Below are 13,346 nucleotides of genomic sequence, written 5' to 3' on the forward strand. Positions count from 1 at the left end.
ATGTTAAGAGCTGCTTATTATAGTGACTAAATACAAAAAAGTCAGCCTGTATTTAAATCAGGCTGGCTTTTTTCTGGTCATATCCCGTTTTCTAATTTTGATGCCAAAAAACCACCAGTTCCAATCGCCAAGTAGTTTCATGAGTGCTGGAACTAGCACCATCCTCACTATGGTTGCATCAATAAATATTGCTATAGCAATTCCTACTCCTAACTGCTTAACCGGCATGACGCCGGTAAAGGCAAATGCACCCGTAACGACAATCATAATGGCGGCAGCTGAAGTGATAATTTTACTAGTATAAGTCAATCCAGATATAGTCGCTTCACTATTATCTCCAGTTTTTAAGTAAAATTCCTGAATTCTCGAGATAAGGAACACTTCGTAATCCATCGATAGTCCAAAAACGAGAGTAAAAACAAATACAGGTAAAATTAACGCAATTTCTACAGGTGTGACGCCAAAATGCCCTTGCTGGAAAATCCAGACTAGAATCCCAAAGGTACAGCTCAGGCTTAATATGTTCATTACAATTGCTTTCACTGGTATAAGAATGGATCGGAATGCTGCCATTAAAATGACAAAAGTCGAAAGGACAATCAATAATAATCCATCTGGTGCCTTTTGGTAGATTTCGGAAAATATTTCTTGCTCAAATTTTATCGACCCGCCAAAGAAAGTGTTTAAACCTAAATCCTTATTAGACCAGTCACTTACCCATTGTCTTGCTTTAGCGGAATGTTCGCCAGTATTTAAATATACCTCTAAGAGCATTTTATTATCTCTAATAAAGTAGTCGATAATTGGGGCTGCCTTTGATGTTTTCCCAGAGGTGAGTACTTGATAAAGCTGGTTTACATCCTTTAATCCAGTCGCTGAAAAGGGTGAATGAACGGTATTTACAAGCGCATCGTTTTCAATGTTTTTAATCACGTTATTCACTATTCTTAGATTGTTCAAATCAAGAATGTTACCACTTGATTCAAGAACCACGATGACTTTTTTCTCATCTCGTTTTTCTTTAGCAACAAAATGGTCCTTATAGATTTCTAAGGCAGTTCTTGAAGGGTAATTTGGCGGCAGAGATTCTGTACCAGGGATTGCTAAAATCATTTGTTTAACAGGAATTAATCCTGCTAAAAGAATTGCAAGGGCTGCTACAGTCATAAGAATGGGGCGCTTCATGACAAATTTAGCAAACTTATGCCAAAAACTTTTCGTTTGCTTGTCCACTGCGGGTAAAATACTTAATTTATTAATTTTTGCTCCCAAAACACCAAGCAGTGCAGGAAGAAAGGTTAAGGCACATATGGCAGAAATGAACACAACAGTCATTCCGCCAAGCGCAACATTCTGAAAAATATCGATTCTGATAAACCACAATGCAGATAGACCAATAAAAACACAGAGTCCTGAAAAGATAATCGAACGACCGGCAGTAGAAACCGTTATCTCAAGAGCAGCCTTTATAGACTTTGTTTTCACTTCTTCTTTATATCGATTAATTAATAACAAGGCAAAATCAATACTTAACGCTAACCCAATCATCGGAACAATATTTAAAATAAAGATTGTTAAATCTGCACGATAGCTAAAAAAGTAAACGGTACCCATTGTACATAATATGGAAACTACGCCAATGACAATCGGGAGAGATGCAGCAATGAGTCCACCAAAGGCAAGGATAAGAACAACTAACGCGATCGGCAGACCAATCATTTCCGCTTTTGCTAAATCTTCTTGGCTTGCAGTATTAAGGTCTTGGACAATAATAGGTTCCCCGGTCATAGTGACTTTTAGGCCCTTTTTATTTACTAGTAAAGTCTTTAATTGGTTGATTTCTGAGCCAAGGTTTTCAGCATCCTTGTTAAAAGTGAGAAGCCCATAGGCATAATTCGCTTTTATCATTCCTTCTCGTTCCAAAGGTGAAATTATTTGCTCTGCATCATCAAAGCCCGTTAACCTTTCAAAATTGGCTAAAATGTATTGTCTGAAATCTTCATTACTAATGGCTTTGTCTTTTTCAAAAACAAGAATAATGGAGGATTTTGCATATCCAAATTCTTTTTCGAGAAGGTTGCGTGTTTTATTATATTCCCCGTTATATTCAAAACCATTTCCGCTTAGAACGGTAGGCAGTTTTAATGCAAAAAAACCTAAAAGTACAATAATGAGACCCCAAGTTACCAGAACCCACTTCCGCTTTTCGTAAATAAATCCGCCTAGTGATTGCATAATATCGCCTCCTCTCATAATAATTGTTCCCCATAAAAGAGGCTGAAAATTCATGTTCCTCGCTTAGATTCATATGCAATATATGAAATTATATTCATATTGAATTTTACAAATGTAAAATGAAAGTGATATTGTTTATTTTTTTTGTTACAATAAAGAGAAAATAATAAACGATAAGGTGATAATAGTGGATCGTGAAAAGTTAACGAAAGTAATTGAAGCAGCCAAGCTCTATTATCTGTTGGATTATAATCAAAACGAAATTGCCAAGAAACTAGGTGTTTCCCGTCCCACTGTGTCGCGTTTACTACAACAGGCAAAAAGTGATGGAATTGTCCAGATTAATATAATGGATCCGACGGAAGATGTTGAGAATCTAGCGAGACAACTTGAAAACAAGTTCAACCTGAAGAAGGCGGTTGTCGCTTCAATACCACAATATGAAGACCATATAATAAAAAATTATCTAGGGGAAAAAGCCGCCATTTATCTAAATCAAATTGTTAAGGATGATGACATAATTGGTGTGACATGGGGAACAACCCTTTACCATATTGCCATTGAATTAAAGCAGAAATTTGTAAAAGGGGTAAAAGTTGTCCAACTAAAGGGTGGTGTCAGCCACGCTGAAACTAATACGTATGCATCAGAGATTTTATATCTTTTTGGAAAAGCATTTCATACTACACCACACAATCTTCCACTTCCAGCAATCGTAGACCATGTGGTTGTAAAGCAGGCAATGGAGGCTGATCGACATATCCGAAAAATCCTTGAACTAGGTAGTCAGGCGAATATTGCTCTATTTACGATTGGACCAATTAAAACAGATTCATTACTATTTCAATTAGGATATTTTACAGAGAGTGACTTAGAATCTCTATATGGAAAAGCTGTGGGTGATATTTGCTCCCGTTTCTTTGATGAAAATGGGGAAGTTTGCAACGAGAGTTTGAACGAGAGAACACTTGGAGTAAAGTTGGATGATTTAAAGAAAAAGGATTATTCCATTCTTGTAGCAGGCGGGCCCAATAAAATTGAGGGAATTTACGGGGCATTAAAAGGTGGGTTTGCAAACGTGCTCGTTACGGACCAGTTTACAGCACAATTCTTGCTAGATAAGAACTAAATAAAGACAGTTTTTATAAAGGGTAAAAAAATTTTTTACATTTGTTCATAAAGGTATTTACAAATGTTCATTATATTTGATATAGTTACATTGTGATAATCGACAAAACCATTTTAATATAAAAATTTCATTATAAGGGAGACGAAGAATATGACACAGAATGTAGTAGGAATGATTGACCATACATTATTAAAGGCAGATGCAACTAAAGAAGAAATTGTGAAGTTAGTGGAAGAAGCAAAGGAATATTTATTTGCGTCGGTGTGTGTGAATCCAACTTGGGTTCGTACAGCAGCAGATATGCTGGCTGACACTCCAGAAGTGAAAGTATGTACCGTAATTGGTTTTCCACTTGGGGCAACTACTCCTGAAACTAAAGCATTTGAAACAAAAAATGCGATTGAAAATGGAGCAGATGAAATCGATATGGTTATTAATGTGGGTGCCCTAAAAGATAACCAAGATGACTTGGTGGAAAGAGATATCCGTGCGGTAGTCGAAGCTGCTAAAGGAAAAGCATTGGTAAAGGTAATCATCGAAACTTGTTTGTTAACAAAAGAAGAAAAAATTAGAGCATGCGAAATTTCTGTAAAAGCTGGGGCAGACTATGTAAAAACATCTACAGGTTTTTCAACAGGCGGAGCCACTGTCGAGGATATTCGCTTGATGCGTCAAACCGTGGGGCCAGATATTGGTGTGAAAGCTTCAGGTGGGGTTCGCAGCCGTGAAGATGCATTAGCAATGGTAGAAGCAGGAGCAACTCGTATTGGTGCAAGCTCTGGTGTTTCAATCAGTAAAGGTGAACTATCCTTAAGCAATTACTAATAAATCAATTGTGAGGTTAATTCGATGAGAGACGTAATAATGGCTTTAATTGCCGGTTTAATAGTTGGTATGTTGTTTAAATTTTTAAAGCTTCCATTACCTGCTCCCCCAGTATTCTCAGCAGTTGTCGGTGTTTTCGGGGTGTACTTTGGCGGCGTGCTTCTTGATTGGATTACTAAATTAGTTCAGCATTAAATTTCCTTGGCGGAGCGTGAATATGATGGAGAATAAAGACCTAATCGTTGAAGCAAATAAAGCAAGAGAGCTTGCTTATGTCCCATATTCTAATTTTAAAGTGGGTGCAGCACTTTTATCAAAAGATGGCCAAGTATTTCATGGCTGCAATATAGAAAATGCAGCTTATAGCATGACTAACTGTGCGGAGCGAACTGCTTTGTTTAAGGCCTATTCTGACGGGATTACACAATTTGCTTCACTCGTTGTCGTTGCAGATACTGAAGGGCCGGTTTCCCCTTGTGGGGCTTGTCGTCAGGTTATTTCTGAACTTTGTGATGCAGAAATGGAAGTTGTGCTTACCAATTTAAAAGGCGATATACAAAAAATCCTTGTAAAAGATCTACTACCAGGAGCTTTTTCACCAAAAGATTTAAATAAATAAGTATTCGAGAAGTTTATCCAATTGTGATAGACTTCTTTTTTATTTGGTGTGGGAAATCCCCTTGAATTGGAAAATACAATATTGAACATAATATACATAGCAAAAATAAAGGATGATTCCATGATTTATATCTATAATGATTTTGGCGGAACTCATACAACTTCTTTAGCAGCGGCCTACCATTTAAAACAATTACCACAATCCGAACGAAAACTGACAAAAGAAGAAATTTTAAATGTGAAATATTTCAATAAATTAACAAAAGCAGATTTTGGAAAGATTATTTTCCATGGAATGGATGAAGATGGAAACTCTGTTTATACGATTGGACGGAAAAGAAACAAATATGTGGTTCCTGCATTAAAAGAAATGAGTTTATTGCTGCAAGAAAAATTTAAATTTGATGAAAAAATTGTTTTCTCCAATACTTCACCAACAGTTCCTTTTGCTATGTCCATGGGCGGACTTTTTTCAAGGGGGCTAAAAATTGATTTTATTGGAGTACCGTTATTAGTTATAGGTGCTAAACAATGTTGTGATAATATATACAGGTTGGTGGAAAATACAAAAGAAATAGGGAAAACAACTTTTGCAGAAAACATCATTGTATTGGAGAATGAGATGTATAAATAGGTGGGGAGATTAAAGTGAAAAAGAAAATAGGTTTTATTGGGGCTGGAAAGATGGCTCAGGCAATGATAGAGGGTATGGTTAAATCATCAACTATTCCAAAAGAGAACATTATAGCTAGCGCTAGCACAAAAGAAACGACAAAAATGGTCGAACAAAAATATGAAATATGCACTTCATTAAATAATAGAGATGCAGCCCAATTTGCTGACATCCTTATTATTGCGGTGAAACCTGATCTACATTCAAAGATAATCGAAGAAATAAAGAATGATATAAAACAAGAGGCAATCATTGTAACGATTGCGGCTGGGATTACCTTGAGGAATGTTGAGCAGGCATTTGGCTTCCAAGTAAAGGTGATTAGGACAATGCCTAATACTCCCTCTTTAGTTGGGGAAGGCATGAGTGTGATCTGTGCAAATGATTACCTTACTGAAAATGAAATTGTTGAGGTAGAGCACTTGTTCCAGACCTTTGGAAAGACCGAGAGGCTAGAAGAGAAGCTAATGGATGCCGTTCCTGCTATCAGCGGTTCTTCCCCGGCATATGTGTATATGCTTCTAGAAGCTATGGCAGATGGTGGGGTAAGGCAAGGAATACCAAGGAATCAAGCTTATCGACTAGCTGCTCAAGCTGTTCTTGGTGCTGCAAAAATGGTCCTTGAAACCGGAAAACATCCTGGAGAACTCAAAGATAATGTGTGTACGCCAGGAGGGGCAACAATAGAAGCAGTTGTTACCTTAGAGGAAAAGCAATTTCGGGGATCAATTATGACAGCAATGGACAGTTGTACAAATAAAGTAAAAAAACTATTATAAATAGGAATCTTAGGATCCAGTTTTTGGATCCTTTTTTGTCTTTAGAACTCAAGAGAATTCGACAAGTGTTACTGTTTTTCGACTTTTTCTGCATTTTTCGCGTGACACAAGAATTTATTAATAATAAACTTTAAATACACTAAATCTGTTTAGAAAAAAGGGAATAGTAAAAGCAATGAATCAAAAATAGAGAAGGTCTGTCTATTCTTATTTGAAGGTTCGTCAGTCTGGGAAGTAGGTATTTATGGATTTAAATAATAAATTTATAAAAAAAACATTGTACGTTTCGGTCATTGATGATGATCCAATAATTCGAACTATGTTAATAAGATTACTTAAGGTTATGGATTTAAATCATTTTGAATTAGACATTGACACATTTGAAAATGGTCTTCAATTCTTTGAATCAAAACGCTTAGAGGGGAAGGGAGAACATTTTTTAATACTTGATGGTGTTATGCCTGTTATGGATGGTATCGAAATCCTGCAGAAAGTAAAAAGAATAGAAAATGGAAGAAATATTCATGTTCTTATGTTGACCGGGAGAAAAAGGGAAACGGATATGGAACAGGCATTAAAACTAGGAGCTGATGATTATATGACCAAACCTTTTAGTATTAAAGAACTTCAAGCTAGGATTGAACGGTTAATCAAAAGGATGAATTAGCATGCTGAAAAATGAATTATATTACCTGACAATATTAACGATTACCATTTTAGGCATTTTATTGGTGCTGCTAATATATCTAACAATAAGAAAAGCTATGGATATTAAAAACAGGAAACGGATTGAGCAATTTATTGAAAAATATCATTCCATTCTTTTTACTATGTTAATGGAGGGAGGGTATTCTAGGGGATTAAATCCTAAATCTGTTCTTGAACAAATAGCCATTGAAGAACTTCTAAGCAGATTTAGCAAAATTTTAGAAGGCGAGGATGAAAAGACACGATTAACAGAACTAGCATCAATGTATTTATTGGAGAGGTATCGTAAGAAACTTAAAAGTAAAAGGTGGAGTCAACGGATGAACACCCTCTATCATATTGAGGATTTCAAATTAACTCTCCTGAGGGACGATATCTACTTACTAACAAAGAAAAAAAAGCTTTCTCACGCAGAACTTATTCATTCATTAAGAATCCTTGCTTTATTTCAACACGAATTTTTATTTAATCTGTTAACAACCCACTACCAGAATTTCTCTGAATTTGAGTACCGCACAATATTAATCCGCCTTGAGCAACAACAATTTGAACAATTTATTCTTCATTTTCATAAAGGTAGTCAGCCATTACAAAAAGCAGTCCTAGATGTAATTTCAATAAAAAAGGAATTAAATTATCTTCCTTTTCTTGAGAATATCTTTTCGGTCTATAAAGGGGAAATCAGGCTCCGATCCTTAAAGGCATTATCGATTATGGGCCATGTGAAAGATTCAGAACCCTATTTAGAACTACTTTATTCTAGTAAATGGGAAGAGAGAATGGTTGCAGCAAAACTAATTGGTTCATTAAAAGAAGTCAAAGGAATATCAAGATTAATCGAACTTTTGCATGACCAAACATGGTGGGTTCGTTCTCAAGCAGGGCAAGCCATCCGCCAATTTCCAAATGGGCACCAGATATTGCGGGAAGTATTAGAAACTTCAAAGGATCCATTTGCTAAGGATATGGCATGGGAATGGCTACATAAAGGGGTATAGAAAATGGTGATTTTTGAGTGGGGAAATGTTGTAACGATTTTTGCTTGGTTTATCGCAATATATATGGTAATTGTCATTTCTTTTTACTCTGTTATCTTGGTGATTTCTTTTTTTCAGTTGCGCAAGGAATACCAACTTGACAGAGTTCAAGCCTATGAAGATTATTCGGATGAATTTTATACCAAACCTGTTTCAATTATTGTGCCCGCTTACAATGAAGAAGCAGGTATTATTCAAAGTGTCCGTTCCTTATTAAGCGTAGATTATCCAACCTATGAAGTGATTGTGGTGAACGATGGGTCAACGGACCAAACTCTCGCAAAAGTAATAGATCACTATGATATGCAGGAAATAAAAAAAGCGGTTAGAAAACAAGTGGAAACAAAACCGATTGTCCGGATTTATCAATCAGCAGTACTATCAAATTTGTTTCTTATTGATAAGGCAAATGGGGGAAAGGCAGATGCCCTTAATGTTGGTCTTAATTTCTCTCATTACCCATATTTTTGTTCGTTAGATGGTGATTCCGTTCTTGAGCAGGATGCATTTTTAAAGGTAATGAAGCCCATTATTGATTCAAATGAAGAAGTGATCGCTTCGGGTGGAAGTGTTCGAATTGCGAATGGCTGCCAAATCAAAAACGGCCAAATACAAAGAATCTGTTTATCAAATAAACCTTTGGTAGTTATGCAAATCATCGAATATTTACGTGCCTTTCTCATGGGGAGAATTGGATTGAGCCGGCACAACCTCCTATTAATTATTTCAGGTGCATTTGGCGTTTTTTCAAAACAATGGGTAATTGCTGCAGGTGGATATAAAACAGATACTGTCGGGGAAGATATGGAATTAGTCGTTAGGCTTCATCGACTGTTAAAGGAAAAAAATATCAAGAAAAAGATTGTCTATGTTCCGGATCCGGTTTGTTGGACAGAAGTTCCTGAGGAGATTACATTCCTTCGCAGGCAAAGAAGACGTTGGCATCGAGGGCTGCTTGAAAGTTTGTGGACTCATCGGAAAATCACCCTTAACCCTAAATACGGTTCCATTGGTTTAATATCGTTTCCTTACTTTTGGATTGTTGAATTTTTCGGACCAGTCATTGAGTTTTTAGGATACCTTTTTATGGTCCTTTGTTTATTCCTAGGGGGGATCTATATAGAATTTGCTATTTTGTTATTTCTGCTCTCCTGTTTATATGGGTCTATTTTTTCAATGGTATCGGTTCTATTGGAAGAATGGAGTCTTACAAAATATCCAAAAGTATCAGATATCATGAAGTTATTTGTATATTCTTTAACAGAAACTCTTTGGTACAGACCGATGACCGTATTTTGGAGATGTGAGGGAATATGGCAAATGCTCATCGGTGATCAAAGTTGGGGAGAAATGAAAAGAAAAGGTGTTTCCGAATGATCAAACCAATCAATTTAATTATTTATTCTGTTCTTTTTTTAATTATTATCACCTTTCCCTTTTGGCTATGGAAAATTCAACCCATAAAACAATTAAATGTGTTGATTGTTGATAAAACGGTTCCGAATCCTTCGTATCGGGAACATAAAGGTTTGGTTTGGATATTAAATAATGCAAAATATTTTAAAGATGGGAAAAAACCTTATTCAGTTACGGAGGATTATAAAGGATTTGAACCAAAGGAAGGAAAGAAATATTCGATCACTCCTTTACCCGAGGATTTAAAACCATACGATGTGATTTATTTAACGGATCAATATGGAGTATATAAAGAGGAGTTTTTCGGACAAAATCCATTAGGGAAACACTCTACAAAGATTTATGGCGGACTTCAAACTGATGAAGTCAATCAAATAAAAAAGGAACTAATTAAATCTAAAGGCAAAACATTAATAGCAGAATTTAATACGTTTGCAAGTCCTACATCAGAATCATCGAAAGCCGAGATCTCGAATTTGCTTAATGTAGAATGGACAGGCTGGATTGGTCGCTTTTTTTCCAACCTTAATAGTACTGAGGTACCAGAATGGGTAAAAGAGAATTATGAGAAGCAAAATAAAAAGTGGTCATTTACTGGAAAAGGATTTGTATTTGTCAGTAAAAACAATTATATCGTTGTAATTGGAGAAAAAGACGTTAACGACAAAGGTCTTCTGTTTGAATTGACTAGAAATGGAAAAAAACACTTTACTCAAAGTATTGATGGAAAGTACAGTTATTGGTTCGATATTATTGATGCCAAAGATGAGAAGGAAATATTGGCCGCCTATAAGTTGCCAATCACTAAGCAAGCAAAAGGAACTCTTAAAGGATATGGGATTCCAACTTCTTTTCCAGCCGTCATTTATCACCAAAATGCTAAGTATTCCTCTTATTATTTTTCAGGGGATTTTGCAGACGAAGCTGATGTTCCAGGAATTTATCAAACAAAGGGTTTGGATGCTTGGAAAAAGAGTGTTGGTTCGGGCGGTTCTTTCTATTGGGAAACCTACGTACCAATGATGAAGGATATTTTAAAGCATGGATTACACCATGTAACACCCCAAGAAAAAGTGGATGTAGTCGAACTTAATGGCATTAAATCCAACAGCAAAACTGGAAAATCTTATATTCAGATTCAGAAGGACGGGAAATGGGAAGATCTCTTAATTAAGGGTGTAAACATGGGGATAGGAAAACCTGGTTATTTTCCTGGGGAGACGGCGATTACAAAAGATGAATACTTTCGATGGTTTAAAGAAATTGGTGCAATGAATGCCAATGCGGTCAGAGTCTACACACTCCACCCGCCACAATTTTACGAAGCCTTTTATGAATATAACAAAATTGCTAGTAAGCCGCTATTCTTATTTCATGGGACGTGGGTTAATGAAGAGAATCTAATTCACACTCAAGACGCCTTTGCCAAAATAAATATAGATGATGCAAAACTTGAAATAAAAAATATGATTAATCTTATCCATGGAAAAGCAAACATACCAGACCGGCCTGGCCATGCGTCAGGTGAATATAAGTACGATATTTCGAAGTACGTTCTGGGAATCATTGTTGGCACGGAATGGGACCCTGCTATGGTCACAAACACAAATGAAAAGCATTCAAAAATTAGTCAATTTACAGGGGAGTTCTTTAAAACAGAAGCGGCCAATCCATTTGAAATCTGGCTGGCTGGTTTAATGGATTTTGCTGCGGATTATGAAGCGAAACACTACCAATGGCAGCATTCAATGAGTTTTACGAACTGGGTTACAACAGATATGTTGAAACATCCAACCGAACCACTGGAGAATGAAGATATGGTTTCAGTGAACCCCAATCATATTAAAGCATCTAAGGGGTTATCTTCAGGGTTATTTGCCTCCTATCATATCTATCCTTATTATCCTGATTTTCTTAACTTTGATAAGTCATATCTTAATTATGTAGATGGAAAGGGTAAGAAAAACAATTATGCTGGCTATTTAAATGAGCTCCGTGCTGCCCATCAAATGCCAGTTCTTGTTGCAGAATTTGGTGTTCCGGCTTCGAGAGGATTAACACATAAGAACGCTTATGGGATGAACCAAGGTTTTCATTCAGAAGAAGAACAAGGGTATATTAATAAGCATCTATATGAATCGATTGTTTCAGAAGACTACATGGGGGGACTTGTCTTCACCTGGCAGGATGAATGGTTTAAGCGAACATGGAATACCATGGATTTTGATAATCCCGATCGAAGACCATTTTGGAATAACATGCAAACAAATGAGCAGCACTTTGGCTTATTAGGATTTGAACCTGGGAAAAAGGAAAAAGAAATCATTGTGGATGGGAATGCATTGGATTGGGAGTTAGCGGGAGTCAAAAAGAGTTATTCTAGCAAAGATAAAAAGGACACTTTAAAGGAAGTACGGTTATCCTCTGACAATGGATATTTATATTTCCTTTTAAAATATAATCGTCCAGTTGATTTTCGCAAACAAGGAACCTTCCTGCTGCTTGATTCCATTAAGGAACAGGGACAAACCCAAATTCCATTAAACGATAATCTATCAATCAAAACAGACTTTGGGATTGATTTTTTAGTAAGTCTTACGGGGCCTGAGACTTCAAGTATCATGGTTGATAGTTACTATGACACCTTTTATTATCAATACGCCCATCTTCTAAAGATGATTGCTGAGGAACCGTATGCAAATCAAAAGAATAATGGTGAATTTCATCCCATCAGGCTTGCTCTTAATAAGAAATTAACGATTCCAACTACCAAAGAGGTGATTCCATTTGCTAGTTACGAGACAGGAAAACTAAAGTTTGGGAACGCTAACCCAAATAGTAAAGAATTCGACTCGTTAACAGATGTTAGCATTAGTAATGATAGAAAAGTAATCGAAGGAAGAATTCCATGGCAGCTCTTAAATGTGAAAGACCCTAGTTTAAAGGAAGTAATGGGGAATGTCTGGGAAAGTGGTTTATCTAGCAGTGTTGAAACGAATGGTATTCGGCTAGCCATAGTGACAACAGAACAAGGGAAGGTTATCCAGACATTACCTGAAAAAAAGCATAATATGCTTCATCAACCTGATACATTTTTATACAGTTGGAAGAAGTGGGAGGAACCAACCTTTTATGAACGATTGAAAAAATCCTATGGAATTATGAAAGAAACGTATCGAACAATTGATATAAATGGAAAGTAGTATTAAGGAAAGGAAAACGCTAGTGGTAAACCAGCGTTTTCCTTTCCTTTTGTATTAATAATAGGGAAAATGTTGATTATTGTTTCCTCTTACGGTTAGCGCCGTCATAAAACCAACACAGATGATGGTGAGAAGAGAATAAAAGAACTTCTCCAACCCAACAACCTGAATACCGCCTGTGATGACAAGACCATCTATTAAGAAGATGATAATCCCGATATTAATGGAAGTAAATTTAGTTAATAATTGGGCAAGTAAATCTGTCCCGCCTGTACTGGTTTCATAACGCAGCATAAGACCTATCCCTATCCCGACAAGCAATCCACCAATAATTGTACTTGGTAATATCCCTATTTCGATTTTACCATTAATAAATGATAGAAAATCAATACAAAAGGATGAGATGATAAGTCCATGGAGGCTGTAGTAGAAATAGCGTCTCTCAAAGAACCAGGCTAAAACATATAAAGGAAGACTTAACACAATAATACTTAGTCCAGTCGGCCATCCGTAAAAATAATGAATAATTAGTCCTAACCCGATGACTCCTCCATCAAGTAAATGATAGGGAACTAAAAATCCATTTACTCCAAGGCTTAAGAGCAAACTCCCGAGCAGCATTGCTGCTAATTTTTCCTTCATCATCCATCACTCCAAAACTTGTCCTCTACCATCAAAATATGTACAAGCGGTACATTTAGAAGTGATATAGTCAAAAAAAAA

General features: G+C 36.3%; 12 protein-coding genes. 10 read left to right on the forward strand and 2 right to left on the reverse strand.

The features are described from left to right. Window positions 1–57 precede the first annotated feature (57 nt). Window positions 58–2,235: an MMPL family transporter gene (locus tag BR30_RS0116550; protein WP_026565928.1), complete on the reverse strand. Its 2,178-nt coding sequence runs from the start codon at window positions 2,233–2,235 to the stop codon at window positions 58–60. 187 nt (window positions 2,236–2,422) lie between these two features. Here BR30_RS0116550 and BR30_RS0116555 point away from each other — a divergent pair, with 187 nt between their 5' ends. From BR30_RS0116555 to BR30_RS0116600, 10 genes are all read left to right on the forward strand, one after another. Continuing rightward, window positions 2,423–3,364, forward strand: a complete 942-nt coding sequence (locus BR30_RS0116555) for a sugar-binding transcriptional regulator (RefSeq protein ID WP_026565929.1) — start codon at window positions 2,423–2,425, stop codon at window positions 3,362–3,364. A gap of 150 nt (window positions 3,365–3,514) precedes the next feature. Beyond that, the gene (gene deoC, locus BR30_RS0116560; protein ID WP_026565930.1) at window positions 3,515–4,189 is read left to right on the forward strand and encodes a deoxyribose-phosphate aldolase; all 675 of its coding nucleotides are present in this window, start codon (window positions 3,515–3,517) and stop codon (window positions 4,187–4,189) included. Window positions 4,190–4,213: 24 nt separating this feature from the next. After that, on the forward strand, window positions 4,214–4,384 hold the full coding sequence (locus BR30_RS33790) for a DUF1427 family protein (RefSeq protein ID WP_035445710.1): 171 nt from the start codon (window positions 4,214–4,216) through the stop codon (window positions 4,382–4,384). A gap of 25 nt (window positions 4,385–4,409) precedes the next feature. Next, complete coding sequence (locus BR30_RS0116570) at window positions 4,410–4,808, forward strand: cytidine deaminase (protein ID WP_026565931.1); 399 nt, start codon at window positions 4,410–4,412, stop codon at window positions 4,806–4,808. Between the two features lie 120 nt (window positions 4,809–4,928). Further along, the gene (locus tag BR30_RS0116575; RefSeq protein ID WP_026565932.1) at window positions 4,929–5,441 is read left to right on the forward strand and encodes a DUF3189 family protein; all 513 of its coding nucleotides are present in this window, start codon (window positions 4,929–4,931) and stop codon (window positions 5,439–5,441) included. Between the two features lie 14 nt (window positions 5,442–5,455). After that, window positions 5,456–6,259 (forward strand): pyrroline-5-carboxylate reductase, encoded by an 804-nt coding sequence (gene proC, locus BR30_RS0116580; RefSeq protein ID WP_026565933.1) that lies wholly within the window; start codon window positions 5,456–5,458, stop codon window positions 6,257–6,259. Window positions 6,260–6,503: 244 nt separating this feature from the next. Next, window positions 6,504–6,926 (forward strand): response regulator transcription factor, encoded by a 423-nt coding sequence (locus BR30_RS0116585; RefSeq protein ID WP_026565934.1) that lies wholly within the window; start codon window positions 6,504–6,506, stop codon window positions 6,924–6,926. A 1-nt stretch (window position 6,927) separates the two neighbouring features. After that, entirely contained in the window at window positions 6,928–7,965 is a 1,038-nt protein-coding gene (locus tag BR30_RS0116590; RefSeq protein WP_026565935.1) for a HEAT repeat domain-containing protein, read from the forward strand. Between the two features lie 3 nt (window positions 7,966–7,968). Further along, entirely contained in the window at window positions 7,969–9,381 is a 1,413-nt protein-coding gene (locus BR30_RS0116595; protein ID WP_026565936.1) for a glycosyltransferase family 2 protein, read from the forward strand. Then, on the forward strand, window positions 9,378–12,623 hold the full coding sequence (locus BR30_RS0116600) for a hypothetical protein (protein ID WP_155928686.1): 3,246 nt from the start codon (window positions 9,378–9,380) through the stop codon (window positions 12,621–12,623). Before BR30_RS0116595 ends, BR30_RS0116600 begins: the two co-directional genes overlap by 4 nt. 54 nt (window positions 12,624–12,677) lie before the next feature. On the opposite strand, the gene BR30_RS0116605 is transcribed toward BR30_RS0116600, so the two are convergent. Next, window positions 12,678–13,265 carry a YitT family protein gene (locus BR30_RS0116605; protein WP_026565938.1) on the reverse strand — a complete coding sequence of 196 codons (588 nt, stop codon included), beginning with the start codon at window positions 13,263–13,265 and terminating at the stop codon, window positions 12,678–12,680. Between the last annotated feature and the right edge of the window lie 81 nt (window positions 13,266–13,346).

The organism is Bacillus sp. UNC41MFS5, from assembly GCF_000686805.1.

What these genes read in the sequence shown, in the direction of transcription:
- BR30_RS0116585 (WP_026565934.1), top strand. Translation starts at nt 6,504, where the DNA reads ATGGATTTAAATAATAAATTTATAAAAAAAACATTGTACGTTTCGGTC.
- BR30_RS0116550 (WP_026565928.1), bottom strand. Translation starts at nt 2,235, where the DNA reads ATGCAATCACTAGGCGGATTTATTTACGAAAAGCGGAAGTGGGTTCTG.
- BR30_RS0116575 (WP_026565932.1), top strand. Translation starts at nt 4,929, where the DNA reads ATGATTTATATCTATAATGATTTTGGCGGAACTCATACAACTTCTTTA.
- BR30_RS0116600 (WP_155928686.1), top strand. Translation starts at nt 9,378, where the DNA reads ATGATCAAACCAATCAATTTAATTATTTATTCTGTTCTTTTTTTAATT.
- BR30_RS0116605 (WP_026565938.1), bottom strand. Translation starts at nt 13,265, where the DNA reads ATGAAGGAAAAATTAGCAGCAATGCTGCTCGGGAGTTTGCTCTTAAGC.
- BR30_RS0116590 (WP_026565935.1), top strand. Translation starts at nt 6,928, where the DNA reads ATGCTGAAAAATGAATTATATTACCTGACAATATTAACGATTACCATT.
- BR30_RS33790 (WP_035445710.1), top strand. Translation starts at nt 4,214, where the DNA reads ATGAGAGACGTAATAATGGCTTTAATTGCCGGTTTAATAGTTGGTATG.
- BR30_RS0116570 (WP_026565931.1), top strand. Translation starts at nt 4,410, where the DNA reads ATGGAGAATAAAGACCTAATCGTTGAAGCAAATAAAGCAAGAGAGCTT.
- BR30_RS0116595 (WP_026565936.1), top strand. Translation starts at nt 7,969, where the DNA reads ATGGTGATTTTTGAGTGGGGAAATGTTGTAACGATTTTTGCTTGGTTT.
- deoC (WP_026565930.1), top strand. Translation starts at nt 3,515, where the DNA reads ATGACACAGAATGTAGTAGGAATGATTGACCATACATTATTAAAGGCA.